The organism is Streptomyces sp. BK340 (genome assembly GCF_007827595.1).
Classification (GTDB): domain Bacteria; phylum Actinomycetota; class Actinomycetes; order Streptomycetales; family Streptomycetaceae; genus Streptomyces.
In genome coordinates, this window is record NZ_VISR01000001.1 from 132,733 (window position 1) to 158,394 (window position 25,662).

Sequence of the window (25,662 nt, forward strand, 5' to 3'; positions counted from 1 at the left end):
GCCCGGTCGACCAAGCTCCGAGAGGATTCGATGCCGACCAACCTGACCGGCCTGGCCCTGTTCCTCACGTTGCTGGCCCCCGGATTCGTGTACCAGCGCCGCCATGCCCGTGACGTGCCGGCCTACGATCGCTCGGCCCTGGCCGAGACCGCCGCGATCGTGCTCGTGAGCGTCCTGGCGGACTGGGTCGTCGGCGTCGCGTTCCTGCTGTTCGCGCACCTCGCGCCGCACGCCGTCCCCGATGTGCGGGCACTGCGTGGCGATCCCGCCCACCTGAGCGGGAACACCCTGTCCGTGGCCCTGTGGGGAGCCGGACTCCTGGGACTCGCGACCGCGCTGGGCCATGGACTCGCCGTGGTCCGGCGGGGCGACGACCGTGCCGATCGGCCGGGGTGGTGGTGGGCCTTCCAGGCGTACCCGGCCCGGCACCGTATCCACGACTACGTCGATTCGAGGATCTATGTGGGCTGCCAGCTGCGGGACGGTTCGCACGTGGCCGGAACGCTGCTCAGCCACAGCCGGCTGTCGGCCGAGACCGGGGACCGTGATCTGCTGCTGCGCGGCGAGATCAGGCTGAGATCCGGCGGCGCGACGGAGGAGACGGCACTGCCCGAGGCCCACGTGATGATCGTGAGCGCCCGGGACATCGTGTGGATGACGGTGACCTACAGCCGGGGCACGGTCCTGAAGAACGGTGTTCCGCCACCCGCTTCGGCGTCCGGGCCCGGCTCCGGAACCGCGCCGGCACAGGCCCCGGCGGCCACGATCACGGCGGGCGGCGACGGACAGGGGAGTGGGAGCAATGGCGCGTGAGCACCGTCCGACCACGGTGATCAGGGACCTGTCCCGGGTCGAGGGCCTGCCGCCGGACGAGGCCCGGGCGCGCGCGGCGGTCGTTCGCGAATTCGAGTTCCGTATCACCCCCTACTACGCCGGCCTCATCGACTGGAGCGATCCGCGTGATCCGCTGCGGCTGATCGTCATGCCGGAGGTCGAGGAACTGTCCGACACCCTCGACTTCGATCCGAGTGACGAGGCCGCCAACACCCGGGTGCGCGGTCTGCAGCACAAGTACCCGCCGACAGCCCTGCTGCTGCTCACCGACGTCTGCGCGACCTACTGCCGCTTCTGCTTCCGCAAGCGTTTCACCCTCGCCACCGACCCCGCGCACCAGCTGCGTCCGGAGGGCGAACTGGACAGCGCGGAACGCGAGACGACCTTCGACATCAGCGAGGGCGTGCGCTACATCCACGCCCATCCGGAGATCGACAACGTCCTGCTCACCGGCGGCGATCCCCTGATGCTCGCGCCGTCCCGGCTGGCCTCGGCGCTGGCCGAGGTACGCTCCGTGCCCCACGTCGACGTCATCCGCATCGGCACCAAGGTGCCCGCCTTCGACCCCGCGCGGATCACTCCGGAGCTGGCCGGCACCCTCGCCTCGGCCGCCCGCGCCGACGCCCGCACCCATGTGATGTGCCACTTCACCCACAGCCGGGAGCTCACCCCCGAGGCCCTGGCCGCCACGACCCGGCTCCAGGACGCGGGCCTCGTCCTGACCAACCAGACCCCCCTCCTGCGCGGCGTCAACGACGACCCCGAGGAACTCGCCCGGCTGCAACACCGCCTGGCCTCGGCCGGCCTGGCGCCCTACTACGTGTTCCTGTGCCGGCCGACCCACGGCAACGAGCGCTACGCCGTGCCGCTCGCGGAGGCCGTGGACATCATCACGGCCACGCGCGTGCGCCTCAACGGCCTGGCCAAGCGCTTCCGCCTCGTCGCCTCGCACGCCACCGGCAAGATCGAGATCCTCGGCCGCCACGCCCACGACCTCGTCTTCCGTTATCACGAAGCCCGTGACCCCGCCGACCAGGACCGGCTCCTGACGTGGCCCGCCGAGCGGCCGCTGACCTGGCTGGACGAGGTCGTCGCCGCCAACTGAGCGGACGCTTCGCCGGGTAAGGGAACGGTAAAGCGCTTCCGCTCGTTACCTCAGGCATGACAGCTATGACCCCAGGCTCGAACATCTCCCTGTCGGCCGCCCGCGTGACGGTGGACGTCTCCGCGCCGGTGCGGCTCGACGTGTCGGGCCTGCTGCTCACCGGCGACGGCAAGGTGCGCTCCGACGACGACTTCATCTTCTACAACCAGCCCGCCGGCCCGGGCGTGACATACACGTCCGGTGGTGGCGCGGCGCCCGACGCGATCACGGTCGACACCGGTGCCGTGCCGCCGGACATCGAGAAGATCGTGGTCACGGCCAGCCCGGACGCGGCCGGCCAGACCTTCCAGGGCATCGAGCCGACGGCCACGATCCGGGACGCGGACGGCGGCTCGGTCCTGGCCACGTTCACCCCGCCGCAGCTCGGCACGGAGACGGCGCTGGTGATCGTGGAGATCTACCGGCGCAACGGCCAGTGGAAGGCCCGCGCCGTCGGCCAGGGGTACGCCAACGGCCTGGCCGGTATCGCGACGGACTTCGGTGTGACGGTGGAGGAGCCCGCCGCGGCGCCGGCGGCAGCACCGGCCGCACCGCCGGCACCCGCCGCGCAGGCACCGCTCGCACCGCCCGTTCCCGCGGCACCGCCCGCCCCGCCCGCCCCGGTGGCCGGCGCCGGGAAGATCAACCTGGACAAGGGCCGGGTCAGCCTCCAGAAGAACCAGACCGTGTCCCTGGTCAAGGGCGGCCGCCCGCTGCTCTCCGTGGTGCAGATGGGTCTCGGCTGGGAGCCCGCGTTCCGCGGCAGGGACATCGACCTGGACGCCTCGGTCATCGCCTACGGCCCGCAGCGCAACGCCGTCGACAGCTGCTACTTCGGCAAGCTGACGATCCTGAACGGCGCGATCAAGCACTCCGGTGACAACCTCACCGGGGAGGGCGGCGGCGACGACGAGGTGATCATGGTCGACCTCGGCCGCATCCCCCAGGAGGTCACCGGCCTGGTCTTCACGGTCAACTCCTTCTCCGGCCAGAAGTTCACGGAGGTCGCCAAGGCCTACTGCCGCCTCGTGGACGCGGCCACGGGAGAGGAGCTGGTCCGCTTCGACCTCACCGGCGCCGAGCCGCAGACGGGCGTCATGATGGCCAAGCTGATCCGCCAGTTCTCCGGTGAGTGGGACATGACGGCGATGGGTGACTTCGTGAAGGCACGCACGGTGCGCAACATGGTCGAGCCGGGGGCCCGCGCCCTGTAAGCGGTCGTACGACACAGCCATCGGCGCCCCCGTCGGTCAGGGGGCGCCCGGTTGTCAGGCCGCCCCGCGCGGGCGCAGTCCCTCCGTCAGCAGCGCGAGATAGCGGCGTATCTGCTCCCCCTGCCCGCTCGCCAGCTCCGACGCCGACGCCACGCCGTGCGCCAGCCGCAGCACCTCGACCGGCTCGACATCCCCGCGCAGGCTGCCCTCCCGCTGCGCCGCCTCCACCAGCCGCCGCACCGCCTCGTGCAGATGCGTACCGCAGGCCGTGGCCGCCACGGAGCTGCCGTCGGTGACGGCCGAGCCCAGGAGCGTCTTCATACCGCGCACCTGGATCGTCCCGACGCACACCTCGTTGAGCCACTCCACCAGTGCCTCGCCCGGCGGAAGGTGCGCCGCGTACGCGTCGGCCCGGGCCGCCATGGCCTGGATCCGGTCCACGTACGCGGCCTCCAGCAGCGCCTGCCGGGTCGGGAAGTGCCGGTAGAGCGTGCCGGAGCCGACGCCGGCGCGCTTGGCGATGTCGTCCAGCGACGCGTTCTCCCCGTGCTCGGCGAAGGCCTCGGCCGCCACCCTCAGCAACCGCTCGTGGTTGCGCCGGGCGTCCGCACGCATGGGTCTGACCTGCGCCATCCAGATGCTCCTTGCCGACCGGGGATCCTCTGCGCAGATTATCGAGCACCACGAAGGGCGCACCGCCGTCCGGTCAGGCGCGCTCCGGTGGCTCGTACCCGCCGTCTGCCGGGTCCGGTCCAGGAGTGCGGCGTATCCCGCCGGTGCCCAGGCCGATCGTGGCGCGCGTCCGCATGGGGCCGTCACCACGGCGGGAGAGCAGTTCGATCTCGGCCACGCGCGCGTGCAGCACGTCGAGCCGGGCGGCGCATTCGGCCGCGAGGACGCGCGGGGCCCGGGTGCGCCCGAGCGAGAGGTGCGGGGTGAAACGCGGGAAACGGTCCGCGCAGTACGGGAAGGGCTCCGCGAGCGCGCGCTGCAGCTCCGTCCAGGGCGCCGCACCGGCCGCGGCGGGGTCGAGCCACACGGTGGCGTAGGACCGGTGGCGGAAGAAGCGGACCCCGCAGAGCCGGATGTCGAAGGGCTCGCATCCGGCGGCCGCCTCGGCCAGCAGCGGGAGCGCCGCCGGGAAGTCCTCCTCCGGTACGAAGCCGAAGACCAGGTTCACATGGGGCGGCCAGCGGCGGATCTGCGGGTCGTGCTCGGCTCGGATGCGCTGGATGGCCGGCCACAGTCCGGCCGGGGGAAGCCAGGCCACGGCGGTCCGGGGCGTGGGGGCCGACTTCAGGCGGCCGAGGGCGTCGCCCGGGCCGGGCGTCGAGGGGCAGGGCACACCGCCATCATGGCCCCGCCCACCGCCGGCCGCTGCCCGTCCGCACCCGGGCCGTCCCCGTGCACCGCCTAGAACAGCGCGCTGTAGGCGTTGAGCGCGGGCTGACCGCCCAGGTGGGCGTAGAGCACCGTCGAGTCCGCGCCGATCTCGCCGCGCCGGACGAGGTCGACGAGACCGGCCATCGACTTGCCCTCGTAGACGGGGTCGGTGACCATGCCCTCGGTCCGCGCGGCGAGCCGCATCGCGTCCAGGGTGGACTCGTCGGGGATGCCGTACGTCCCCGCGTGGTACCGCTCGTCCAGCTCGACGGTCAACTCTCCCTTGACGCCGATGAGTCGGCCGGTGGCGTCGGCGATCCGGGCGATCTGCCCGCGGGTGCGGGCGGGCTCGGCCGAGGCGTCGATGCCGAGCACCCGGCGCGGCCGTCCGCCCGCCTCCTCCAGGGCACGGAATCCGGCGATCATGCCCGCCTGGGTCGAGCCGGTGACCGAGCACACGACCACCGTGTCGAAGAAGACGCCCGACTCCTCCTCCTGCTCGGCGACTTCATGGGCCCAGCGGGCGAAGCCGAGGCCGCCGAGCGGATGGTCGGAGGCGCCGGCCGGGATGGCGTACGGCTTCCCGCCCGCCTCCTCCACGTCTCTCAGCGCCTGCTCCCAGCTCTCCTTGAACCCGATCCCGAACCCGGCCCGCACCAGCCGCACCTCGGCCCCGGCCAGCCGGCTGATCAGGATGTTGCCGACCTTGTCGTACACGGAGTCCGGCCACTCCACCCAGCTCTCCTGCACCAGCACGCACCCCAGCCCGGCACGGGCCGCGACGGCGGCGACCTGGCGGGTGTGGTTGGACTGCACCCCGCCGATCGAGACGAGGGTGTCGCAGCCCTGCGCGAGCGCGTCGGCGACCAGGTACTCCAGCTTGCGGGTCTTGTTCCCGCCGTAGGCGATCCCGGAGTTGCAGTCCTCCCGCTTGGCCCACAGCGCGGCGCCGCCGAGGTGGGCGGTCAGGCGCTCCAGGGGGTGCACGGGCGAGGGGCCGAAGAGCAGCGGATAGCGGGCGTAGGAAGACAGGGACACGGGACCTCCAGGATCAGTCGGGGTCGGCCAGGTCTGCGAGGGTGCGCCAGATGTCCGCCGTGACCCGGACCGCGCCGTCGACGTCGCCGTCGGCGCAGGCCTCTGTCAGCCGCTCGTGCAGTCCGGTCGAACGGCACGAGCCGCCCTCGCCGAAGCGCTGCCGCTCCAGGCGGCGGATGAGCGGGGTGTAGCGGGCGACGGTCGCGGCGGCCGCGCGGTTGCCGCTGACCCGGACCAGGACGTCGTGCAGCTCGTCGTCGGCACGCAGGGCCTCGTCCACGTCACCGGCGCGTACGGCCGCGGCGAACCGGTCGCCCGCCGCACGCATCCGGTCGAGGTCCGCCGGGCCCAGCCGGGGTACCGCGATCCGGGTCACCAGTTCGTGCATGGCACCGACCACCGCCGCCGCGTCCCGTACGTCGGCGGCGAGGAGCGGGGTGACCCGGGTGTAGCTCTGCGGCTTGCTCTCCAGCAGCCCCTCGTCCACGAGCCGCGCGAAGGCCTCGCGCACGGGCGCCCGGGACAGCCCCAGCCGCTGGGCGAGGTCGGCGTCGCGCACCACCGCGCCGGGCTCGATCTCCCCGGCCACGATGGCGTCCCGGATCGCCGCGTAGGCGCGGTCCCGGAGCAGGGTGCGGGGAACGGGTCGCAGGGTCTCCACAACTGAAATGTTAGATATCAGTGTGAGGGCAGACAAGGGTGTGGCCCGCACCCCCGTGGGGTGCGGGCCACGATCGGACCGGCCGCCGTCAGGCCTGCCACGGCCAGCGGGAATCACGAGCGTCCTCCAGCAGGGACACCATCCGGAAGGCCGCGTCCGAAAGTCCGCCGAAGGTGTGCCTGTTGCCCGTGCCCGACGGACCGTGGCCCGCCCGGTAGCCCTCCAGGTTCCAGGTGTAGACCGGGACACGGGACGGGATCTGGGCGGTCGGGTCGCCCTGCTGGTGCGGGGCGTACTGCTCGTCGGTGACGATCAGCACCCGGTCGTGCTTGCGGTAGTGCCGGCGCACCGCCTCCGTGGTGTCGGTGCCACCGAGGTTGCCGAAGCGCTCCAGGATCTTCAGCACCGACTCGCCCTTGCGGAACTCCACCGGCGCGCTGGTCGAGCCGAACTCGACCAGGTCGGCGTCCGCCGCCCGCAGCGCGAGCGCGGTACCGAAGATCGCCGCCGCGTCGGCCCGGGTGAGCCGGTCGCGCTCGGACACCTGCGACCAGAACATCGAGCCCGACCGGTCGACCAGCACCAGCGTCCGGCCCGGCAGCGCGGGCACGTGGGCCAGCGAGTGGCCGAGCGCCTGCTCCAGCGGGTACGCCCAGCGCAGCGAGGGCGCGTGCCGGTAGGCGGCCAGGTAGCGGAAGGGGAACTGCCGCGAGCGTGCCACCTGCTCCGGGTCGCTGATCTTCGCCGAGGCCTTGGCGGCGTTCTCCCAGGAGACTCCGGCCTCCTCAAGGCGCGCACGTTTACGGACCAGCGCCGTCGCACCACGCAGGGGATGACTCAATTGCCGGTCACAACGCCGTTCGCAATCCACAGATCAGACGGCTGGCCCTCGACGCAGTAGGCCTTCTTCACGCCAGTAGCCGAGAGGGAGACGATCCGGTCCCACACGATGGCATCCGCGTAACCACGGGAACCGGTCGCGGATCGACGGGACGGTCGTCTCCGTGCTGCCAACGACTCCAGCGCGGCAGCTTTGTGCTCCGCCCGAAGCCTCACGGTTTCACTCAACCGCACGACAGAACGCCCATCGGCTACACGCAGCCGCCAGAGTGGCTTTGGGCTGTGGTTGTTCCTCTTGCTGCTGATGTTGCTCTGGACACCGAGTCGAAGTAGCGCGTCCCCAAGCTGGCGAACAAGAGCCTCCGAGGTATTGGCGAACTCGATTTGGCGCGCCTCCACCGAGCCATCGCTGTCGAACAGTCCGGCGACGAGGCCGCAGACAAACGCGCGACTGTACGGCAAGGTCGCTACTCGCTTCTCTTCACCCTTCAGGCCCCATACCTGGTGTTCGATCAACAGGTCGCGCAACGCGTTGCGATGCCACTCGGGATCGGTGAGACGAACTCGCAGCCATGTGCCGTTGTCCTCCACCCGGGCCTGACAACCGCGCTTGGTGGCGTAGTCACGGATCTGCTGGAGAGTTCCGTCGTCATGTCCCACCCAGGTCGGAGTCCGTCCGGTCATGTTGCCATCTCCGAGCATCGAACCGACGAACCAACCATCCCACTCGTCACCGAGAGCCCCGAAGAAGTCCGCAGTCAGCGGCGCGGGGACGGCACATCCCGGCACCAGGTGTGTCGTCGCCTTCCACGTCGGGCGGCGCGAGCCCTCACGACTCCGCACCGCCCACCGATGGTTTGCTGTGGCTTCGATCATCCGGCCTGAAGCGAGCCGTACGGCGAAGACGGGCTGGGTGCCGTTACTGATCCAGCGCACGGGGAGGACAGGAACCAGGTTGCCGACAGTATTGTCCCGAGGCGGATACGGGCGCCCGGGCTTGGCTTCCCGAAGGTCCCACTCCTTGTCGAACGCGAGTACCGGAAGCTTTTCCGTGACGACACGCTCCACAGGCACGACTGTGCCATCCGGCAGCCAGACCGGGGTTCCCTCGGCGAGCCCCTCAAAGTTGGACATAAGTGAACCGTATGTCCAGGCCCACCGGCCGACTGCCGAATCGGACAGCCTCACCCGTTCGAGTGGCTCGGCGTTCTTAACGCTGCTGCCGCTTCCAGGGCCCCGTGATGGCGAGCATGATGCCGGGCTCCTGGATGTTGGCGAACAGGGTGCGGCCGTCGGGCGAGAAGGTGACGCCGGTGAACTCGCTGTACTCGGGCTTCTCCGCGGTGCCGATGTTCAGGTCGTTGCGGGCGATCGGGTAGGTGCGGCCGCTCTCGGTGGCGCCGAACAGGTGCTGGACACCCTCGCCGTCCTCGGCGATGACCAGTCCGCCGTACGGGGAGACGGTGATGTTGTCGGGGCCGTCGAAGTTGCCGTTGTCGGCGGACGGGTCGGGGTTGACGCCGAGGAGGACCTTGAGGGTCAGGGTGCGGCGCTTCGGGTCGTAGAACCAGACGGCGCCGTCGTGCTGGACGGGGCTCTCGGTGCGGGCGTAGGAGGAGACGATGTAGGTGCCGCCGTCACCCCACCACATGCCCTCCAGCTTGCGGGCGCGGGTGACCTGGCCCTCGGTGAACTGCTTGCGGACGGAGGTCGTCCGCGCGTCACGGTCCGGGACGTCCACCCAGTCGACGCCGTAGACGGTGCCGATCTTCGTCGCGCGGGAGAGGTCGTCGATGAACTTGCCGCCGGAGTCGAAGCACTTGAAGGCCTGCAGGACACCGGCGTCGTCGGCGAGGGTGCGCAGCTTGCCACGGCCGTGGCGGTAGCCCTCCGGCGGGGTCCAGCGGTAGAGCAGGCCGTTGGGGCCGGCCGCGTCCTCGGTGAGGTACAGGTGGCCGCGCTTGGGGTCGACGACGACGGCCTCGTGGGCGTAGCGGCCGAGCGCCTTGACGGGCTTGGGGTCGCGGTTGGCCCGGCGGTCCTCGGGGTCGACCTCGAAGACGTAGCCGTGGTCCTTGGTCATGCCGTTCTGGCCGGCCTTGTCCTCGGTCTCCTCGCAGGTCAGCCAGGTGCCCCACGGGGTGTTGCCGCCCGCGCAGTTGGTGGAGGTGCCGGCGATGCCGACCCACTCGGCGACGTGGTCGCGGCGCACCTCGACCACCGTGCAGCCACCGGAGGCGGCGGGGTCGTAGACGAGGCCCTCGGTGAGCGGGACCGGGTACTTCCAGCCGGTGCGCGGGCCCTTCAGCTCGTGGTTGTTGACGAGGAGGGTGGCGCCGCGGGGACCGTCGAAGGTGGAGGTGCCGTCGTGGTTGGACGGGGTGAACTCGCCCGACTCCAGCCTGGTCCTGCCGCTGTAGGTGATGACCCGGTACGTGAAGCCCTCGGGCAGCGCGAGGATGCCGTCCGGGTCCGGGATCAGCGGGCCGTAGCCGACGCCGTGGTGTCCGTGCGCCGACTCGCCGTCCACGGTCTCGACGTCGTCCGTGGCGGCGAGGGCGTTCGGGGCGGTGGCGAGGGCGCCGACGCTGCCCGCCAGTGCGACTCCGGCACCGGTGATCGCGGATTTCCTGGCGAAGTCCCTACGGCTGAGCGACATGGTGTCTCCTGTGACGGTGGGCGTGCCGGGTGGAGGGGGGGCGGCCTCGTTGCGGCGCTCACGCTCCCGCCGTCTTTTGAACGGCGGTTGAACACCGGGCTGCTTCAGAGACCCCTGTTCCATGAATCCGTATGCACAGACCCATGGCCCGCCAAAACACCGGTCACGTTCTTCCCCGGTGCCACCAGCCCTTCTCCGCCGCGACAGCGATCGGCGGGGACGCTCAACCCCCTTGTGCCGACCGTGCCTTGAAGGCCGCCTTGCGCGCCTCCTTCGCCACCTTCTTGTCCGGGTGCAGCCGTCCCATCGCCTCCAGCACGTCGGCGGTGGCGGGGTGCTCCACGCGCCAGGCCGCCGCGAAGAACCCGCTGTGCTGTTCGGCCAGCCCCTCCACCAGCGCGCGCAGTTCCTCCGAGTTCCCCTCGGCCTGGAGCTGCGCGGCCAGGGTGTCGACGGTCAGCCAGAACACCAGCTCCTGCGAGGGCGCGGGCACGTCGGAGGCGCCGCGCTCGCTCAGCCACACCCGGGCGAGCCCGCCCAGCTCGGGATCGTCCAGCACCTCCCGCAGCGCGGCCTCGGCCTCCAGGCCGACGAGGGACAGCGCCTGCTGGCAGCGCAGTCTGCGCAACGGCGCCCCTGCGTCGGCGCCCCGGGCCGCGGCCAGCAACTCCCGTGCCGCGGCGAGCGGTTCCCGTCCGGCCACCCACTCCTCGGTCTCGGCCTGGGCGGCGGACGGCCCGAAGTGGGCGGTGCCGTCGAGCAGCACGTCGGCGCCCTTGTCGGCGAGTTCACCGACCGCGGGCGCCTCGAACCCGGCCTCCAGCAGCCGCGCCCGCAGCCCGTAGGCGCCGAGCGGGGTCAGCCGGACCATGCCGTAGCGGGAGACGTCGGTGTCGTCCACCGGGGCCGCGGGCTCTTCCTCCCCGTCGGCCATCAGCGTCTCGTCCACCGGCTGGTACTCGACCAGACCGACCGGCTCCAGCAGCCGGAACTGGTCGTCGAGGCGCATCATCGCGTCGGAGACCTGTTCCAGGACGTCATTGGTGGGCTCGCCCATGTCGCTCGGGACGATCATCGAGGCGGCGAGGGCGGGCAGCGGCACCGGGGCGCCGCCGGAGCCGTCCTCACTGACGGTCAGCAGGTAGAGGTTGCCGAGGACGCCGTCGAGGAACTCCGCCTCGGCCTCCGGGTCCCAGTCGAGTGACGAGAAATCGACCTCGCCGCCCTCGTCCATCGCGTCGACCAGACCGTCCAGGTCGGGCACGCTCGCGTCGGCGACGACGGTCTCCAGGGCGGAGAGCCAGACGGTGAGCACGTCGTGCGGGGAGCCTCCGGTGAGCAGCGCCAGCTCCTCCCCGGCCGCCACGGTCCCGGCTTCCTCGTCGGTGATCTCGACCAGTCCGGCGTCCACGGCCACCCGCCAGGCCTCGCTGGCGTACGCGGCGGCGTCGTCCCCGCTCAGCCCGAGCAGCTCGGCGGCGGCCGGAAGCTGTTCCTCCACCAGCCCGCCGCCGGCGTCCACCCGGGTGTCGGGTCCGGCCCAGCGGGCGAGGCGGGCGGCGCGGGAGAGCAACGGCGTGGACAGCGCGGCGCGCGCCAGCTCCGCTTCGGGGTGCAGCCGTACGGGCGGCAGGGGGGAGCTGTCTGACATCGGCTGGTTCTCCTCGGGCCGTGAAATGACTCGGCCGCTCAGCCTAGACGGATTTCCACCCATGCCGCCCGGTTCATGTCTCCGTCAGATCTCGTACGTGGCCGAAACCTTGACAACTCCCGGGCGCAGGCAGGAGATTGACGCGCGTAGAAGTTGGGGGGACAACTGTTCACTCTGCTCTACGCGTGTCACGCAGGGCTACATGCCTCGCACGCTTCCGTCACCACCTCGTCCCGGCGCTCATGTACGCCCCCGGAGGGATTCCCTTGCCGAGCAGGTCTTCCGCGCGCCTCGCCGCGCTCACCGTCGCCGCCGTCTGTTCCGCCGCGTCGGCCGTCGTCCTCACCTCGCCCGCGCACGCCGACTCGGTGCGCATCCACGACATCCAGGGCAGCACCCGGATATCGCCGTTCGCGGGCCAGAAGGTCACGGACGTGCCCGGCATCGTCACGGCCACGCGCACCTACGGCTCCTCCAGAGGTTTCTGGATCCAGGACCCGACCCCGGACGACAACCCGGCCACCAGTGAGGGCGTGTTCGTCTTCACCAGCTCCACGCCGAAGGTCGCCGTCGGCGACTCGGTCACGGTGACCGGCACGGTCTCCGAGTACGTCCCGGGCGGTGCCTCCTCGGGCAACCAGTCGGTGACGGAGATCACCAAGCCGACGGTCACCACCGTCTCCACGGGCAACGCGGTTCCCGCGCCGGTCGTGGTCGACGAGGACTCGGTGCCGGACGTGTACGCCCCGCAGGGCGACACCGCCGCCGCCGGCTCGATCAACGGCCTGACCCTCGACCCGTCGGCGTACGCCCTGGACTACTACGAGTCCCTCGAGGGCATGAACGTCCAGGTCGAGGACACCCGCGTGGTCACCGCGACCGATCCGTACAGCGAGCTGTGGGTCACGGTGAAGCCGTGGGAGCACCACAACCGCCGCGGCGGCACGGTCTACGGCTCCTACGCCTCCCAGAACACCGGCCGGCTGCAGATCCAGTCGCTGGGCCCGACCGCCGACTTCCCCAAGGCGAACGTCGGCGACACCCTGGAGGGCGCCACCACCGGCCCGCTGGACTTCAACCAGTTCGGCGGCTACACCCTGGTCGCGAGCAAGCTCGGCACGCTGGAGAGCGGCGGCCTTGAGCGCGAGACCACGCAGAAGCAGTCGCACCGCGAGCTGGCGGTGGCGACCTACAACGTCGAGAACCTCGACCCGTCGGACGCCACCTTCGACAAGCACGCCGCCGCGATCGTGAACAACCTGCAGTCGCCCGACGTCGTGTCCCTGGAGGAGATCCAGGACAACAACGGCGCCAAGGACGACGGCACGGTCGACGCGAGCCAGACCGTGAACAAGCTGATCGACGCGATCGTCGCGGCGGGCGGCCCGAAGTACGACTGGCGCTCGATCAACCCGGTCAACGACCAGGACGGCGGCGAGCCCGGCGGCAACATCCGCCAGGTGTTCCTGTTCAACCCCGAGCGGGTGTCCTTCGTGGACCGCGCGGGCGGCGACTCCACCACCGCCGTCGGCGTCACCAAGGTGAACGGCAAGGCCCAGCTGACGGCCTCCCCGGGTCGCATCGACCCGGCCAACGCGGCCTGGAACAGCAGCCGCAAGCCGCTGGCCGGCGAGTTCGTCTTCCGCGGCAAGACCGTGTTCGTGATCGCCAACCACCTCAACTCCAAGGGTGGCGACCAGGGCCTGACCTCGCAGTACCAGCCGCCGGTGCGCAGCTCGGAGATCCAGCGCCACGCGCAGGCGACCGAGGTGAACGCGTTCGTCAAGGACATCCTGTCCGTGCAGAAGAACGCGAACGTCATCGCGCTCGGCGACATGAACGACTTCGAGTTCTCCGAGACCGCGAAGATCCTCGAGGGTGACGGCGAGCTGTGGTCGGCGATCAAGTCGCTGCCGCGGAGCGAGCGTTACACCTACGACTACCAGGGCAACCAGCAGGTCCTGGACCAGATCCTGATCAGCCCGTCGATCCGGCGCGGCTGCGACTTCGAGTACGACAGCGTGCACATCAACTCGGAGTTCAACGACCAGATCTCCGACCACGACCCGCAGGTGCTGCGGTTCCGCCCGTAACCCGGTCCGGGGGCCTCAGGACTGGCCGAACACGCCGTTCAGCCAGTCCTGCCAGGCGGTCTCGTTCGCCCGGGCGTCGGCGTCCGGCGCGAAGTCGTGGATGCTGATGCCGAGCGGCGCGCCCCAGTGGCCGCGTCCGAAGAAACGGATGAGGGCGTTGTCGGTGCGCAGCCCGATGAAGTACGGGTTGCGGTAGTCGAGTACGGCGTCCAGGGTCTGCCCGCCGGGCCCCTGGATGCCGACCTTCGTGCCCGCGGCCGTCTCGTCCGCCAGGCCGAGCGCGTGTCCGACGGCGGCGAGCGCCCGCGGGGACTGCGAGGCCGCGGGCCCCTGCAGCTGGGCGAAGGCGACCGGGCGGGGCGCGAAGTGCGTGAGGTACTCGCACAGGGTGTGCAGGTAGAAGTTGGTGTGCTTGCTCGCGCCGTCGTACTGGTTGTTCCAGTCGTCGGTGAAGATGCCGCTGTGCACGTAGCGCACCCAGGCGCGGCGGCCTTCGTCCCGGGGCTCGATGGTGTAGTCGAGCTGGTTGGCCGACTGGACCGGGAAGCCGACGTCCTCACTGCGGTTCGTGTAGTGGTGGGGCGGATCCCAGGCGGTGACGGTGGACCCGAAGGGGCCGCTGCCGCCCACCCGGGGCTCGGGCGGGTCCATCGGCCAGAGGTAGCCGCCCGTGCCGGTGGTGATCGCCTCCCACACCTTCTCGGGCGGGACGTCGACCTCGAACTCGCGGACGATCTCGAATTCCTTGGACATGGTGGGGCTCCTGCTGCTTACCGATCCGGTTCGGGGGTCGGCTGGTCCTTGACCGTGGGGTGGAGGGCGACGACGATCCGGTGGTCGCGGCCGCCCCCGGCGTCGGGGGCGTCGTACTTGCGGATCAGGGCGCTCACGCCCGCCGTCAGCTCCTGCACGAAGGCCGCGCGGTCGGCGGCGGAGGCGAAGCGGACCTCGCCGTCCAGGGCGTAGGTCGCCAGCCGTTTGCGGGCCCTTTCGGCGCCGGTGATCAGCGCGCCGACGTCCCGCACCAGGCGGGCGCCGAGCGCCAGCAGCCAGCGCGCGGAGAGCTGGTCCCGGAAGCGCTCCGGGTCCGGCTGCACGGGGGCGAGCGCGGCGGGCGAGATGACGTACGACGCGGCGGTCGCGCGCATCAGCCGCTCGGTGACATTGCCCTTGCGGCGCTCCCCGGCCAGCTCGACCAGGCCGTGCCGCTCCAGCGCCTTGAGGTGGTAGTTCACCTTCTGCCGGGGCAGTCCGACCTTCCCGGCCAGCATCGCCGCCGACGCGGGTCCGGCGGCCAGCTCGGCGAGCAGCCGGGCTCGTATCGGGTCGAGCGATACGGCCGCCGCCTCGGGGTCCTCGATCACGGTCACGTCCAGCATGGGCCCACCCTCCCACCGAAAACTTTTTTTGTCCAGGTGGGCAGAGTTTTCGGTGAGAGGGTGCACGGAACCCTCGCGCCGCCGTGGGCGGGGCGCGGTCAGTGGTGCCGACGACGCAGCACGCCTGCCGTGGCCAGGGCGGCGGCGCCCGCCGCGCCCGCGATCAGCAGGGGGCCCGGGTGTGCGGCGGCGCTCGTACGCAACTGGACGGTCATGGCGCCGGCCTTGTCCCTCAGGTCGGCGGCCCGGGTGGACGCCCGGCCCTTCACGTCGGCCCTGTCCTTCCACTGGGCGACGCTGTGGCCGAGCCGGCTGCGGGTCTGTTCGAACTGGTGCCGCAGCTCGTCGGGGCCCTTGGCGCCCGAGCCGTGCGGGATGTTGTGCTTCATCGGTGTGCCCTTTCCCTGATCACATCGCCGGCAGGCAGTTCCGCATCCTCTCCCTGCGAAACACCCGAGTACCCCCACCGAAGACCGTCAGTCGTACTCCGCTCCCCGGGCCCCGCGGTTGCCGAGCCGTGCGAGTTGGGCCTGGAACCAGTCGAGCCGGGCCTGCAACAGGGCTGCCTCCGCGACGAGTTCGGGCACGCCCAGTTCGCCGTCGGCCGTCAACCCGGTGTCCGGAGCCGCCGTACCGGCACCGCCCGCCAGCACCCGCAGCCCCTCCCCGGCCAGCCGGGCGAATCCGGCGAGCGAGACGGAGGTGCGCCCCCGTACACAGCCGGCGCACGCGGGGGCGAGACCCCGCCAGCCGGGCCTGCCCCACTCGTCGTCGGCGGCGAGCGCGACCGCGGTGACACCGCAGGCGCAGGGACCGACGGTCGCCGTGCGCACCCGTTGGCGGGCGTAGCGGAAGCCGCGCTCGAAGCGGATGTACGAGCCGAGCACGGAGACTTCCAGCAGGACGGCGGCCCGGTGTTCCGCCGCGCACAGCAGGGCCTCGGCGGCCGCCCGGTCGTGCACGCAGTGGAAGCCGCAGTCGCACAGCCGCGCGGGTGCGCGGTGTCTGCGCCCATAGACGCAGGAGGCGTCGTCGAGCACGCCGTACGGCAGCGCGCTGCCCAGCGACACGCCGGTGAACCCGGCCCGGGTGCCGTCCTGGGACAGCACCGGGCGGGCGATCTTGTATCCGGTCGGCGGCTCCGTCGGGCGTTCGGCCGGGAGCCGCAGCCTCATCGGGCCGCCGGTACCTCTTCGCGGTCCGGCTCGGCCGGTGCGCTGAGGGTGGTCTCCTCGGGGAGCGGGGGCTCCTCCTCGTGGACGAGCGGCCGCTCTTCGGCGACCCCGGTGGCCAGTGCCTTGCCGAGCTTCATGGTGCCTCCCATGACCGACATCGATGACCGTCCCGGCCCATGGTGACGCATGGAGGACCGAATTGCCCATAGGGACTTCGACCGCCCACCTCTCCGATCCATCAGCATTGCTTAGCGATATCTCGTAGGAGAATTAAGTAGAGCTTCACCGTCGCCCCGCCGAGACTACTCCCATGACGAATCGAGGCCGACCCTTCGGACGCACGCTCTGCGCGATGATCACCCCGTTCACCGAGGCGGGCACGCTCGACGTGGAGGGGGCGCGGCGGCTGGCCGGCCGGCTGGTGGCCGAGGGCTGCGACGGTCTGGTGCTTAACGGCACCACGGGCGAGTCGCCGACCACCACGGACGCGGAGAAGGCGGAGCTGATCGCGGCCGTGCGGGAGGCGGCCGGCGACGGCATCTCGCTGGTCGCCGGTGTCGGCACCGCCGACACCCGGCACACGATCGAGCTGGCCCTGGCCGCCGAGAAGGCGGGCGCGGACGGCGTGCTGGTGGTGACGCCGTACTACAGCAGGCCGCCGCAGGAGGCGCTGGAGGCGCACTTCCGCCAGGTCGCCGACGCGAGCGGGCTGCCGGTGATGCTCTACGACATCCCGGGCCGCACGGGCACCCGGATCGAGCCGGAGACGATGATCCGTCTCGCGGGGCATCCGCGGATCGTGGCGGTCAAGGACTGCTCCTACGACTTCCTCGGCACCCAGATGGTGCTGGCGCAGACGGAGCTGGCGTACTACGCGGGCTGCGACGAGCACGTCCTCGCGCTGTACGCGGTGGGTGCGGCCGGGTGCGTGAGCACGGTCGCCAACGCCGTGCCCGGCCACATCGCGGCCGTCCTCGACGCGTTCGACGCGGGCGACACGGCCCGCGCGACCGAACTCCAGCTGCGGGCCATGCCGTTGATCGAGGCGATGATGGGCGCGGGCCTGCCCGGCACGGTCACCGCCAAGGCGCTCCTCGGTGAACTCGGCCTGCCCGCGGGCCCGGTGCGGGCACCGCTGCTGCCCGCCGGCCGGGAGACGGCCGACGGGCTGCTGGCACGGTACGAGGAACTGGTCAGCGGGTCGTGAACAGCGGTTCCCAGCGGCCGGCGCCCTCGAACTTCGGCGAGCGGAAGCCGCTGATCGGCTGCACCTTGTCGCTGCCCACGGTGACGAGGACCAGCCGCTGGTGGAACTCGTTGCCGTCGCCGCCGATGCCCCAGGCGATCAGCCGCTTGCCGTCGGCCCAGGCCAGCAGCTGCTGACCGGGAACCTTGGTGATCATCTTGCCGGTGACGGGGTCGACGATGGCGGAGGCGATCACCTTGCCGTGCCCGGCGAAGTCACCAGCCGCGTACTTCCCGTCGGGCGAGAGGCCGGCGTCGACGTAGGGCGACACGTACTTCTCCGCTGCGGGCGTCCGGACGTCGGTGCCGTCGAAGGCGTGGTACTGGCGGAACGGCTTCTGGCTCATGGGTTCCCAGAGGTACTTCCCGTCGTGACTGAACTCCAGATCCGTGCGTGCGTTGTCGCCCATCCCATATTTGTCCTTCCAGAAGGGCAGCTTGTGCCACCGACCCGTACCCGAGGCGACGTCGATCAGGGTGAACCCGGTCCGGCTGGGCACCCCTTGCGGCTCCATCTTGTTGTTGACGTCGACCTTGGCGCTCCAGAAGGCGCGGTCGGGGTTCTTGGCGTAGGTGGTGACGGCCAGCTTGGTCCCGTCCGGCGAGAATGCGGCTCCGCCGGCCCCCTGTGGCACCGGGATCCACCGCTTGACCTCGCCGCTGGCCAGGTCGAGCAGCCCCACCCGGGTGGCGGGCAGCTCGCGCTCCAGCACGGCGGCCGTGCGCGCGCCCGGCGCGACGGTCACGAAGGACCAGCGGTCGTCCTTCTTGTAGGTGCCGGACCCGGGATCCAGCAGCCGGTAGGTCGGGGTGTAGATCCAGTCCTTGTTCGCCAGCTTCACGGTCTTCACCGTGCGGTACCCGGCCATGACGGTGTCCCCGGCGCCGATCAGGTCGCGCGGCGGCGACTGGTCGGGGTGGGCCACGACCCGGCCGTCGGAGACGGCCGCGGGCCGTACGTCCCGGCCGCCGGCGTCCAGCAGCGGCACACCCACGGCGACGGCGACCACGGCCGCGGCGGACGCGGCGACCACGGCGATCCGGCGGGTACGACGCGTGCGGCGCAGCACGAACACCCGGTCGGCGAGGTTCGCGGACGCGGGCTGCGTCCGTCCCGCCATCTCCTTCAGGGAGTCGCGCACCAGTTCTTCGACGTTCACGGACGCACCTCCACGGGCGAGAAGTCACGGGACGGCCGCTGGTCGTCGCCGTCCGGGCCGAGCGCGGCCAGCTCGGGCGCGAGGGTGCGCAGCCGGGCCAGGGAGCGGTGGGTGGTGGACCGTACGGTGCCGACGGAGCAGCCGAGCAGCCGGGCCACGTCGGCCTCGGGCAGGTCCTCGAAGTAGCGCAGCACCAGCACGGTGCGCTGGCGGGCGGTGAGCCGGGACAGGGCGGTGCGCAGCACGAGCCGCAGCTCGGCGGTGCCGGACGCGTCCGGGGCCGCGGCGGCCTCCGGCAGCTCGGCGACCGTGACCTCCCGGCGCCGCCACTTCAGCCGCCAGCGGCTGACCTGCTGCCGGTAGAGGATCCGCCGTACGTACGCCTCCGGTTCGTCGATCCGCTGCCACCGCCCGGCCGCCTTGACCAGCGCGTTCTGCAGCAGATCCTCCGCCGCGTGCTGATCGCCGCCGCTCAGCAGGACGGCCGTCTTCAGCAGCGCCGAGGACCTGCCGGCCACGAACTGTCGAAAACTCTCCTGCGCTTGGGCATCCATCGTCACCTTCTCTTCCCCCGGGCCGACCTGCTGTCCGGACCCTGTACCCCATGTGACGTGCGGGGCGGCCCGCCGCTATGCCTGCCCGCCCCAGAAAAATCAGAAGATCACCCGGCCCCGCCGCCGTACGGTGCCCCCATGACCCGCCCCCTGCTGTTCCTGGACGTCGACGGCCCCCTCAACCCGTACGCGGCCAAGCCGGAACGCCGCCCCGGGGATACACGACGATCAGGGCGTCCCTGCGCCCGGGCCACCCCCCGCGGATCTGGCTGAACCCGTCCCACGGCCCGGCGCTGCTGTCGCTCGGCTACGGCCTGTGCTGGGCGACGGCCTGGATGGCGGAGGCCAACCGCTGGATCGCGCCGGTCGTCGGCCTGCCCGAGCTGCCGTACGTCGACTTCGGCGCCGATCTGTTCGCCGAGCGGCCGGACGGGGTCCACTGGAAGACGGCGGCGATCGTGGCGTACGCGGCGGGGCGCCCCTTCGTCTGGGTGGACGACGAGCAGAGCCCGGAGGACACCGCCTACACGGCGGCCCACCACCCCGGACCTGCGCTGCTGCACCACGTCGATCCGCGGCTCGGACTGCGCGAGGAGGACTTCACGGCGCTGGCAAACGCTCTGGGCGGGCTCGTGACACGGCTGTGACAGTCGGCGGACACGGCCATGACGTCACCATCCCAAACTCGAAGAAAGAGGGCGAAAAGCCGAGATTCGGACAATTGCCCACTGCTTCCGAGGACGCGAGCAGCGACGACCGAGTCGACCCGCCGAAGGAAATCCCATGAGCCCCACTCTCACCACGACCATCGCCGAAGCCCCCGCCCCCGAGCTGGCTCCGCGTGAGCGGGAGACCCTGCGGCACATCGCGGCCGGCCGCACCTACCTGCAGACCGCCCGCCACATGGGACTCTCCAAGCACACGGTCGACGCCTACCTGCGCCGCATCCGGGCCAAGCTCGACATCAACAGCACGGCCGAGCTGACCCGGCTGGCGATCTCCATGGGCCTGTGACGGACACACACGAACAGCGACGGCGGCCGCATCCGCGGCCGCCGTCTCCCGTTCCTGTCGTCTGCGTCAGTTGTGGCTGTGCAGGATGTCGTTCAGACCGCCCCAGACCGCGTTGTTCGGACGGGCCTCGACGACACCGGTGACCGAGTTGCGGCGGAAGAGGATGTTGGAGGCGCCGTTGAGCTCGCGGGCCTTGACGATCTGGCCGTCGGGCATCGTCACCCGGGTGCCCGCGGTGACGTACAGGCCGGCCTCGATCACGCACTCGTCTCCCAGCGCGATGCCGACACCCGCCTCGGCGCCGATCAGGCAGCGCTCGCCGATGGAGATGATCACGTTGCCGCCGCCGGACAGCGTGCCCATCGTGGAGGCGCCGCCGCCGATGTCCGAACCGTTGCCGACCACGACCCCCGCGGAGATACGGCCCTCGACCATGGAGGTACCGAGCGTGCCGGCGTTGAAGTTCACGAAGCCCTCGTGCATGACCGTGGTGCCCTCGGCGAGGTGCGCGCCGAGCCGGACCCGGTCGGCGTCGGCGATACGGACACCCTTGGGGGCGACGTAGTCCGTCATGCGCGGGAACTTGTCGATCGAGGTCACCTGGAGGTGCTGGCCCTCGGCGCGGGCGTTCAGCCGCACCTTCTCGACGTCGTCCACGGCGACCGGGCCGAGCGAGGTCCAGGCGACGTTGGCGAGGTGCCCGAAGATGCCCTCCAGGTTCTGGCCGTGCGGCTTGACCAGGCGGTGCGAGAGCAGGTGGAGGCGCAGGTAGACGTCGTGCGCGTCGAGCGGCTTGTCGTCGAGGGAGGCGATGACCGTACGGACCGCGACCACCTCGACGCCCCGGCGGGCGTCCGGGCCGATCGCCGCGGCGGCGCCGCTGCCGAGCAGCTCCACGGCCTGCTCGGCGGAGAGCCGCTCGGTGCCGGCGGGGCCGGGCTCGGCGACGAGCTCGGGGGCCGGGAACCAGGTGTCGAGAACGGTGCCGTCGGAGGCGAGGGTGGCGAGGCCGGCGGCGACGGCGCCGGTGGTGCGGGAAGCAGTGTCGGTCATGTAGGAAACCTAACGTGGGGGAGGTCGTGCGGGCGAACCCGTGCCCAGGGCGTCTCATGTGCCGGGCGGAATCGTCTCTGCGGTGTCTCTCCCGCCGGGACGGGTCCCGGGCGGCCCGCACTCCCCTGTGGTGCGGGCCGCCCGGGATCGCGGGTGGTCAGCCGCGGTCGCCCGCCCGGTCCACCACAGCCGTCGTGACGACCGAGTTGCCGCCCATGACCTTGCCGCCGCCTACCAGCCGCATGCCGACGATCCGGTAGGTATTCGGGTCGATCAGCCACTGGTCACGCATCGACCCACCGGTCTTGGGGTTGTCCTCGCGGCCGTAGTCCAGGGCGATCACCCGGCGTCCGGCGGCGGTCTCGACGAGGTGGCCGACGACCTTCCCGCCCGGCACGAGCGCGAGGGCGCGGTAGAGAGAGGCCAGGCCCTTGGCCGGCATCACGTCGGCCGACAGCAGGACGCTGATCTCGACGTAGTCGTTGCGCGCCTGGGAGACTCCCTTGCTGTCGGCGATGGCGTTCTGCGCACGGAGCGCCTTCAGCGCCCCCTCGCCGTCGGCCGGCAGGGCGACGAGGACCCGGTACATCTCGCGCGGCGAGCGGTCGTCGCCCTCGCCGCCGTTCTCCAGGTGCAGCTTGGCGATGTGGAGCGGTTCGTCCCGCATCCGGGAGGCCCTGGCGGAGCCGTCGTAGCGCATCCAGACCTCCTGCTCGCCCGGGAAGCTGTGGGACTTGTCCTCGGGCTCCTGCGCCGACTTGGTGTAGATCCACTGCTTCGCCGTCGGGACGGAGCCGTCCGGCTGTGCCTCGACCGCGTCGGCAGCCTGCCGCAGGAACTCGGCGGCGCTCACCCCCTTGAAGCGCACGCTCGGCGTGGCCGCGGGCCGCACCTTGCGTCCCGTGCCCGTCCCGCCCACCAGCAGGGTGGCGGTGACGGCGACGGCCGTCACCGCGGCCACGACCGCGACGATCACGAACTCCCGCCGTCGCCACAACGCGCGGCGCAGCTCCCCGGCCCGCGCGGCCTCGGTGAGCCGCGCCCGTCCCGGCGCGAGCCGGGCCCGGTCGGGCACCGGCGCGTGGGCGCGCAGCTCACGCACCTCGGTCATCTCGTCCATAGCTACGCCACCTCCGCCGCGTCGGTCACGAATGCGGGATCGGCGCCCAGCGCCGTACGTACCTTGCGTCGCGCCCGGTTGAGCCGCGAGCGAACTGTGCCCACCGGTATGTCCAATGCCTCCGCGACCTCCTGGTACGTGAGTTCGGCCCAGGCGACGAGCAGCAGGACGTGCCGGTCGGGCGCCGACAGCCCGGCGAGGGCGCCGGCCAGCGGGCCCTGCGCCGCGATCCGGCTGTCGGTGTCCTCGACCCAGGACTCGCCCCAGGACGCGGCGACCGGGTCGTGGCCGGTGCGGGCGAGTGCCCTGAGCGCCCGCACCTCGGCGCGGCGCTGCTTGCCGATGAGGTTTCCGGCGATGCCGTACAGCCAGGGACGCGCGTTGGGGCGCGTAGGGTCGTAGCGGGACCGGATCCGGAACGCGACCAGGAAGGTGTCGGCAGTGATGTCGTCGGCAGCGGCGTCGCCCAGGCGGCGAGCCGCGTAGCGGTGGATGTCGGGGGCGTAGCGGTCGTAGAGCAGGGCGAACAGCTCCGGCTGCTCCAGCGACTGCGCGACCACGTCCGCGTCGTCCTCCGTCCGTATCGTGGACGGCGGTGGTCCGCTCACAAGGCTCCCCCTGATTCGTCGGTGAGTGCGTGTCACCTCCTGTTCCCCGATGGGCATCGGAGAGTTCACGGTTTTCCGGAAGTCTTCGTTCGACCGCTGAATACGCGGGTGATCAGGGAATCACCCGCTTCAGCACCTCGCGCGCGTACTCCTCGTCGTACGAACCGCCCGTCAGCAGCACCTGCAGACAGATTCCGTCCATCAGCGCGAGCAGCGCCCGCGCCGTCACCGGATCGGTGCGTGCGCCGAGCCGCGCGGCCGTCTCCTCGGTCCACTGGGCGGCGACGGGACGCAGCGCGGGGCGCCTGAGGGCCGCGAGATACAGCTCGTACTCCAGCTCGACGCCCGGCCGGTCGCCGCCCAGCCACTCGCCGAGGATCCGGGCGAGGCCCGCCGCGAGATCACCGTCGGCGTCGGCCAGCACCTCACTGGCGTCGAGCACCTTGGCGAAGCCCTCGTTGGCCTGGCACAGGGCGGCCACCAGGAGGTCGTCCAGGGTGGCGAAGTGGTAGGTCGTGGAGCCGAGCGGCACGTCCGCCTCGGCGGCGACCGTGCGGTGGCTCAGCCCGGCGATGCCCTTGTCCCCCACGACCCGGATCGCCGCGTCGATGATCCGCTGCCGCCGCTCGGGGTCGTAGCGGCGGGGCATCAGTGCGCCCCGCCCAGGTTCAGCACCACCACTCCCCCGACGATCAGCAGGATCCCGGCGGCCTTGGTCACGCTCAGCCCCTCCCCGAAGAGCATCAGGCCGATGACGGCGATGGTCGCGGTGCCCACCCCGGCCCAGATCGCGTACGCCGTGCCGATCGACACGGTCTTCAGCGTCCGGGCGAGCAGCGCGAAGGAGACGAGGTAGCCCAGAGCCGTCACGAGCGAGGGCCCGAGCCTGCTGAAGCCCTCGCTGTACTTCATCGCCGTCGTGGCGGCGACCTCGGCGGCGATGGCGCCGGCGAGCAACAGGTATCCCATGAGGACAAGCGTACCCAGCGTTGTGTACGGCCGTACACAACGAGAAAGTTTCAGTTTCATAGAAACCGCTCACCACGGCACCGCGCTCCACTAATGTGCAGCCCCTCGGCACCACTTCGTCTTCACGCTTCACCCACCTCACCCACACACACCCCGGCCGCCGCCCCGGGCGGCGGTGGAGAACCGCATGCCTGAGAACACCCCCCACCCCCCGCAGCGCCAGTCCTGGGAGAACGGCTGGAACCCGGACTCCTCCCGGGCCCCCGGCACCCGAAGACTCTGGCTGGCAGGCGCACTTGTCGTGGCCACCATCGCGGCCTGTGTGACGGCGACAGCCGTGACCGGCCAGACCCGCGAGCCGCGGGCCGCCCGGCCTGCGGCCGGAGCCTCCACGGACAGCGGCCCCGGCCTGCTCACCTTCTCCTCCCCTTCGGCGAGTACGCCCGCCGCGCCGAAGGGCAGGACGAGCATGGCCTCGGCTTCGCCCGCCACGACCGGGTCCCCCGCACCCACCCGACCGGCCGGCTCGAAGCCCGCCCCCCGCAAGTCCCCCGTCCACCAGGGAAGTTCCCCGAAGCCGACCACCGACCGGCGCTCCGTCCGCGCCCTGAACTACCCCGACCGCTACTGGCACGTCGTCGGCGACTACGTGAAGCTCGATCCGGCCGGCTCACCCGCCGCCCGCCGCGCCGCAACCTTCGAACTCGTCAAGGGCCTGTCCGACGCCCGCTGTTACTCCTTCGCCACGGCGGACGGCGGCTACCTGCGCCACCGCAACTTCCTCCTGCGAGCCGAACACGACGACGGCTCCCGCCTGTTCGAGCAGGACGCCACGTTCTGCCCCCGCACATCGCCCTTCACCGGCGCGACCATGCTGGAGTCGGTCAACTACCCGGGCCGCTTCCTGCGCCACCAGAACTTCCAGCTGAGGCTGGACCCGTACCAGAACACCGACCTGTACCGGGCCGACTCGGCGTTCCTGCTGGTGGACGGGCTCGCCTGAACACACGAAAGCGGCGGCACCCCGCAGGTGCCGCCGCTTCACGTACGCGCTTGTCTCAGACGTTGAACCCGAGCGCCCGAAGCTGCTCCCGGCCGTCGTCCGTGATCTTGTCGGGGCCCCACGGGGGCATCCAGACCCAGTTGATGCGCAGCTCGTTCACCAGGCCGTCGGTGGCGGACTTGGCCTGGTCCTCGATGACATCGGTCAGCGGGCAGGCCGCCGAGGTCAGGGTCATGTCGATCGTCGCGATGTTCGCGTCGTCGATGTGGATGCCGTAGATCAGGCCGAGGTTGACGACGTCGATGCCCAGCTCGGGGTCCACGACGTCGTACAGGGCCTCGCGGAGTTCCTCCTCCGAGGCCGGCTTCGTCTCCACGGTGTCGCTCATGCCGTCTTCCTTTCGGCGTCGGCCCCGCCCAGGGCCTGGGCCGTCGCGTCCTTCCACGCCATCCAGCTGAGGAGGGCGCACTTGACCCGGGCCGGGTACTTGGAGACACCGGCGAACGCGACCGCGTCCTCCAGCACCTCCTCCATCGTGTCGTCGGGCTCGAGCTTCCCCTTGGACTGCATCAGCTCCAGGAAGGTCTCCTGGATCTTCTGCGCGTCGGCCAGTTCCTTGCCGACGAGGAGCTCGTTCAGCACGGAGGCCGAGGCCTGGCTGATGGAGCAGCCCTGGCCCTCGTACGAGACGTCCCTGATCGTGGTTCCGTCGTACTTCACGCGAAGGGTGATCTCGTCGCCGCACGTCGGGTTCACATGGTGCACCTCGGCGTCGCCATCCCTCAGACCACGCCCGTGCGGGTTCTTGTAGTGGTCCAGGATGACTTCCTGGTACATGGAGTCCAGCTTCACCTTTTCAGCACGC

General features: G+C 71.3%; 28 protein-coding genes and 2 pseudogenes. 8 read left to right on the top strand and 22 right to left on the bottom strand.

All coding sequences use genetic code 11. The annotated features are described in order from the left end of the window. Window positions 1-30: 30 nt before the first annotated feature. The 3 genes from FB157_RS00660 to FB157_RS00670 all read left to right on the top strand — a co-directional run bounded on the left by FB157_RS00660 (window position 31) and on the right by FB157_RS00670 (window position 3,192). A complete protein-coding gene (locus FB157_RS00660) occupies window positions 31-813 on the top strand; it encodes a DUF6338 family protein (protein ID WP_145874850.1) in 783 nt (260 codons plus the stop codon). Continuing rightward, window positions 803-1,939, top strand: a complete 1,137-nt coding sequence (locus FB157_RS00665) for a KamA family radical SAM protein (RefSeq protein ID WP_145874852.1) — start codon at window positions 803-805, stop codon at window positions 1,937-1,939. Before FB157_RS00660 ends, FB157_RS00665 begins: the two co-directional genes overlap by 11 nt. Window positions 1,940-2,004: 65 nt before the next feature. Beyond that, window positions 2,005-3,192 carry a TerD family protein gene (locus FB157_RS00670; protein WP_145874854.1) on the top strand — a complete coding sequence of 396 codons (1,188 nt, stop codon included), beginning with the start codon at window positions 2,005-2,007 and terminating at the stop codon, window positions 3,190-3,192. A 54-nt stretch (window positions 3,193-3,246) separates the two neighbouring features. Here the strand turns inward: FB157_RS00670 and FB157_RS00675 are convergent, their stop codons facing one another. The 8 genes and pseudogenes from FB157_RS00675 to FB157_RS00710 form a co-directional block, all read right to left on the bottom strand. Continuing rightward, window positions 3,247-3,825 (bottom strand): TetR/AcrR family transcriptional regulator, encoded by a 579-nt coding sequence (locus FB157_RS00675; protein ID WP_145874855.1) that lies wholly within the window; start codon window positions 3,823-3,825, stop codon window positions 3,247-3,249. Window positions 3,826-3,898: 73 nt separating this feature from the next. Next, window positions 3,899-4,537 carry a 2'-5' RNA ligase family protein gene (locus tag FB157_RS00680; RefSeq protein WP_145874857.1) on the bottom strand — a complete coding sequence of 213 codons (639 nt, stop codon included), beginning with the start codon at window positions 4,535-4,537 and terminating at the stop codon, window positions 3,899-3,901. A gap of 68 nt (window positions 4,538-4,605) precedes the next feature. Then, window positions 4,606-5,613 carry a 1-aminocyclopropane-1-carboxylate deaminase gene (locus FB157_RS00685; protein WP_145874858.1) on the bottom strand — a complete coding sequence of 336 codons (1,008 nt, stop codon included), beginning with the start codon at window positions 5,611-5,613 and terminating at the stop codon, window positions 4,606-4,608. Between the two features lie 13 nt (window positions 5,614-5,626). Further along, a complete protein-coding gene (locus tag FB157_RS00690; RefSeq protein WP_145874860.1) occupies window positions 5,627-6,274 on the bottom strand; it encodes a GntR family transcriptional regulator in 648 nt (215 codons plus the stop codon). An 88-nt stretch (window positions 6,275-6,362) separates the two neighbouring features. After that, window positions 6,363-7,106, bottom strand: a pseudogene (locus FB157_RS00695) (TROVE domain-containing protein); the annotation flags it as partial. Window positions 7,107-7,111: 5 nt separating this feature from the next. Further along, the gene (locus tag FB157_RS00700; RefSeq protein ID WP_145874862.1) at window positions 7,112-8,248 is read right to left on the bottom strand and encodes an LAGLIDADG family homing endonuclease; all 1,137 of its coding nucleotides are present in this window, start codon (window positions 8,246-8,248) and stop codon (window positions 7,112-7,114) included. A gap of 76 nt (window positions 8,249-8,324) precedes the next feature. After that, entirely contained in the window at window positions 8,325-9,773 is a 1,449-nt protein-coding gene (locus tag FB157_RS00705) for an alkaline phosphatase PhoX (RefSeq protein WP_145874864.1), read from the bottom strand. A gap of 223 nt (window positions 9,774-9,996) precedes the next feature. Beyond that, window positions 9,997-11,424, bottom strand: a complete 1,428-nt coding sequence (locus FB157_RS00710) for a hypothetical protein (RefSeq protein WP_145874866.1) — start codon at window positions 11,422-11,424, stop codon at window positions 9,997-9,999. 266 nt (window positions 11,425-11,690) lie between these two features. On the opposite strand from FB157_RS00710, the gene FB157_RS00715 reads away from it, so the two are divergent. Continuing rightward, the gene (locus FB157_RS00715; RefSeq protein WP_145874868.1) at window positions 11,691-13,517 is read left to right on the top strand and encodes an endonuclease/exonuclease/phosphatase family protein; all 1,827 of its coding nucleotides are present in this window, start codon (window positions 11,691-11,693) and stop codon (window positions 13,515-13,517) included. 15 nt (window positions 13,518-13,532) lie between these two features. On the opposite strand, the gene FB157_RS00720 is transcribed toward FB157_RS00715, so the two are convergent. From FB157_RS00720 to FB157_RS47040, 5 genes are all read right to left on the bottom strand, one after another. Continuing rightward, window positions 13,533-14,270, bottom strand: a complete 738-nt coding sequence (locus FB157_RS00720; protein ID WP_145874870.1) for an SRPBCC domain-containing protein — start codon at window positions 14,268-14,270, stop codon at window positions 13,533-13,535. Window positions 14,271-14,287: 17 nt separating this feature from the next. Beyond that, a complete protein-coding gene (locus FB157_RS00725; RefSeq protein ID WP_145874872.1) occupies window positions 14,288-14,896 on the bottom strand; it encodes a winged helix-turn-helix domain-containing protein in 609 nt (202 codons plus the stop codon). 98 nt (window positions 14,897-14,994) lie between these two features. Further along, window positions 14,995-15,285, bottom strand: a complete 291-nt coding sequence (locus FB157_RS00730) for a DUF3618 domain-containing protein (RefSeq protein WP_145874874.1) — start codon at window positions 15,283-15,285, stop codon at window positions 14,995-14,997. Between the two features lie 87 nt (window positions 15,286-15,372). Then, complete coding sequence (locus FB157_RS00735; protein ID WP_145874876.1) at window positions 15,373-16,071, bottom strand: hypothetical protein; 699 nt, start codon at window positions 16,069-16,071, stop codon at window positions 15,373-15,375. Continuing rightward, window positions 16,068-16,220: a hypothetical protein gene (locus tag FB157_RS47040; RefSeq protein ID WP_186581322.1), complete on the bottom strand. Its 153-nt coding sequence runs from the start codon at window positions 16,218-16,220 to the stop codon at window positions 16,068-16,070. Before FB157_RS47040 ends, FB157_RS00735 begins: the two co-directional genes overlap by 4 nt. Window positions 16,221-16,381: 161 nt before the next feature. Between FB157_RS47040 and dapA the strand changes: the two genes are divergently transcribed. Next, window positions 16,382-17,278, top strand: coding sequence for a 4-hydroxy-tetrahydrodipicolinate synthase (dapA, locus tag FB157_RS00740; protein ID WP_145874877.1), 897 nt, complete (start codon window positions 16,382-16,384; stop codon window positions 17,276-17,278). Here dapA and FB157_RS00745 read toward each other — a convergent pair. Both FB157_RS00745 and FB157_RS00750 read right to left on the bottom strand, forming a co-directional pair. After that, window positions 17,265-18,476, bottom strand: coding sequence for a PD40 domain-containing protein (locus FB157_RS00745; protein ID WP_145874879.1), 1,212 nt, complete (start codon window positions 18,474-18,476; stop codon window positions 17,265-17,267). The two genes, dapA and FB157_RS00745, sit on opposite strands and share 14 nt — an antisense overlap. After that, a complete protein-coding gene (locus tag FB157_RS00750; protein ID WP_145874881.1) occupies window positions 18,473-19,030 on the bottom strand; it encodes a SigE family RNA polymerase sigma factor in 558 nt (185 codons plus the stop codon). Before FB157_RS00750 ends, FB157_RS00745 begins: the two co-directional genes overlap by 4 nt. Window positions 19,031-19,168: 138 nt before the next feature. Between FB157_RS00750 and FB157_RS00755 the strand changes: the two are divergent. Further along, window positions 19,169-19,677, top strand: a pseudogene (locus FB157_RS00755) (hypothetical protein). A 136-nt stretch (window positions 19,678-19,813) separates the two neighbouring features. Then, entirely contained in the window at window positions 19,814-20,044 is a 231-nt protein-coding gene (locus tag FB157_RS00760) for a response regulator transcription factor (protein ID WP_145874883.1), read from the top strand. A 66-nt stretch (window positions 20,045-20,110) separates the two neighbouring features. Here FB157_RS00760 and dapD read toward each other — a convergent pair whose 3' ends face one another. From dapD to FB157_RS00785, 5 genes are all read right to left on the bottom strand, one after another. Then, on the bottom strand, window positions 20,111-21,097 hold the full coding sequence (gene dapD / locus FB157_RS00765) for a 2,3,4,5-tetrahydropyridine-2,6-dicarboxylate N-succinyltransferase (RefSeq protein WP_145874885.1): 987 nt from the start codon (window positions 21,095-21,097) through the stop codon (window positions 20,111-20,113). A gap of 157 nt (window positions 21,098-21,254) precedes the next feature. After that, complete coding sequence (locus tag FB157_RS00770; RefSeq protein ID WP_145874887.1) at window positions 21,255-22,217, bottom strand: CU044_5270 family protein; 963 nt, start codon at window positions 22,215-22,217, stop codon at window positions 21,255-21,257. Between the two features lie 2 nt (window positions 22,218-22,219). After that, on the bottom strand, window positions 22,220-22,825 hold the full coding sequence (locus tag FB157_RS00775; RefSeq protein ID WP_145874889.1) for an RNA polymerase sigma factor: 606 nt from the start codon (window positions 22,823-22,825) through the stop codon (window positions 22,220-22,222). A gap of 112 nt (window positions 22,826-22,937) precedes the next feature. Continuing rightward, complete coding sequence (locus FB157_RS00780) at window positions 22,938-23,474, bottom strand: TetR/AcrR family transcriptional regulator (protein WP_145874891.1); 537 nt, start codon at window positions 23,472-23,474, stop codon at window positions 22,938-22,940. Beyond that, window positions 23,474-23,794: a multidrug efflux SMR transporter gene (locus FB157_RS00785; RefSeq protein ID WP_145874893.1), complete on the bottom strand. Its 321-nt coding sequence runs from the start codon at window positions 23,792-23,794 to the stop codon at window positions 23,474-23,476. Before FB157_RS00785 ends, FB157_RS00780 begins: the two co-directional genes overlap by 1 nt. 187 nt (window positions 23,795-23,981) lie before the next feature. On the opposite strand from FB157_RS00785, the gene FB157_RS00790 reads away from it, so the two are divergent. Continuing rightward, window positions 23,982-24,797 (top strand): AbfB domain-containing protein, encoded by an 816-nt coding sequence (locus FB157_RS00790; RefSeq protein ID WP_145874895.1) that lies wholly within the window; start codon window positions 23,982-23,984, stop codon window positions 24,795-24,797. Window positions 24,798-24,852: 55 nt separating this feature from the next. On the opposite strand, the gene FB157_RS00795 is transcribed toward FB157_RS00790, so the two are convergent. Next, window positions 24,853-25,185 (bottom strand): metal-sulfur cluster assembly factor, encoded by a 333-nt coding sequence (locus FB157_RS00795; RefSeq protein WP_145874896.1) that lies wholly within the window; start codon window positions 25,183-25,185, stop codon window positions 24,853-24,855. Then, on the bottom strand, window positions 25,182-25,649 hold the full coding sequence (gene sufU / locus FB157_RS00800; RefSeq protein ID WP_145874898.1) for a Fe-S cluster assembly sulfur transfer protein SufU: 468 nt from the start codon (window positions 25,647-25,649) through the stop codon (window positions 25,182-25,184). The genes FB157_RS00795 and sufU overlap by 4 nt, the downstream gene beginning before the upstream one ends. Between the last annotated feature and the right edge of the window lie 13 nt (window positions 25,650-25,662).

What these genes read in the sequence shown, in the direction of transcription:
- FB157_RS00795 (WP_145874896.1), bottom strand. Translation starts at nt 25,185, where the DNA reads ATGAGCGACACCGTGGAGACGAAGCCGGCCTCGGAGGAGGAACTCCGC.
- FB157_RS00760 (WP_145874883.1), top strand. Translation starts at nt 19,814, where the DNA reads ATGAGCCCCACTCTCACCACGACCATCGCCGAAGCCCCCGCCCCCGAG.
- dapA (WP_145874877.1), top strand. Translation starts at nt 16,382, where the DNA reads ATGACGAATCGAGGCCGACCCTTCGGACGCACGCTCTGCGCGATGATC.
- FB157_RS00670 (WP_145874854.1), top strand. Translation starts at nt 2,005, where the DNA reads ATGACCCCAGGCTCGAACATCTCCCTGTCGGCCGCCCGCGTGACGGTG.
- FB157_RS00790 (WP_145874895.1), top strand. Translation starts at nt 23,982, where the DNA reads ATGCCTGAGAACACCCCCCACCCCCCGCAGCGCCAGTCCTGGGAGAAC.
- FB157_RS00720 (WP_145874870.1), bottom strand. Translation starts at nt 14,270, where the DNA reads ATGTCCAAGGAATTCGAGATCGTCCGCGAGTTCGAGGTCGACGTCCCG.
- FB157_RS00735 (WP_145874876.1), bottom strand. Translation starts at nt 16,071, where the DNA reads ATGAGGCTGCGGCTCCCGGCCGAACGCCCGACGGAGCCGCCGACCGGA.
- FB157_RS00660 (WP_145874850.1), top strand. Translation starts at nt 31, where the DNA reads ATGCCGACCAACCTGACCGGCCTGGCCCTGTTCCTCACGTTGCTGGCC.
- FB157_RS00785 (WP_145874893.1), bottom strand. Translation starts at nt 23,794, where the DNA reads ATGGGATACCTGTTGCTCGCCGGCGCCATCGCCGCCGAGGTCGCCGCC.
- FB157_RS00730 (WP_145874874.1), bottom strand. Translation starts at nt 15,285, where the DNA reads ATGAAGCACAACATCCCGCACGGCTCGGGCGCCAAGGGCCCCGACGAG.
- FB157_RS47040 (WP_186581322.1), bottom strand. Translation starts at nt 16,220, where the DNA reads ATGGGAGGCACCATGAAGCTCGGCAAGGCACTGGCCACCGGGGTCGCC.
- dapD (WP_145874885.1), bottom strand. Translation starts at nt 21,097, where the DNA reads ATGACCGACACTGCTTCCCGCACCACCGGCGCCGTCGCCGCCGGCCTC.
- FB157_RS00770 (WP_145874887.1), bottom strand. Translation starts at nt 22,217, where the DNA reads ATGGACGAGATGACCGAGGTGCGTGAGCTGCGCGCCCACGCGCCGGTG.
- FB157_RS00665 (WP_145874852.1), top strand. Translation starts at nt 803, where the DNA reads ATGGCGCGTGAGCACCGTCCGACCACGGTGATCAGGGACCTGTCCCGG.
- FB157_RS00725 (WP_145874872.1), bottom strand. Translation starts at nt 14,896, where the DNA reads ATGCTGGACGTGACCGTGATCGAGGACCCCGAGGCGGCGGCCGTATCG.
- FB157_RS00710 (WP_145874866.1), bottom strand. Translation starts at nt 11,424, where the DNA reads ATGTCAGACAGCTCCCCCCTGCCGCCCGTACGGCTGCACCCCGAAGCG.
- FB157_RS00700 (WP_145874862.1), bottom strand. Translation starts at nt 8,248, where the DNA reads ATGTCCAACTTTGAGGGGCTCGCCGAGGGAACCCCGGTCTGGCTGCCG.
- FB157_RS00705 (WP_145874864.1), bottom strand. Translation starts at nt 9,773, where the DNA reads ATGTCGCTCAGCCGTAGGGACTTCGCCAGGAAATCCGCGATCACCGGT.
- FB157_RS00675 (WP_145874855.1), bottom strand. Translation starts at nt 3,825, where the DNA reads ATGGCGCAGGTCAGACCCATGCGTGCGGACGCCCGGCGCAACCACGAG.
- FB157_RS00780 (WP_145874891.1), bottom strand. Translation starts at nt 23,474, where the DNA reads ATGCCCCGCCGCTACGACCCCGAGCGGCGGCAGCGGATCATCGACGCG.
- FB157_RS00750 (WP_145874881.1), bottom strand. Translation starts at nt 19,030, where the DNA reads ATGGATGCCCAAGCGCAGGAGAGTTTTCGACAGTTCGTGGCCGGCAGG.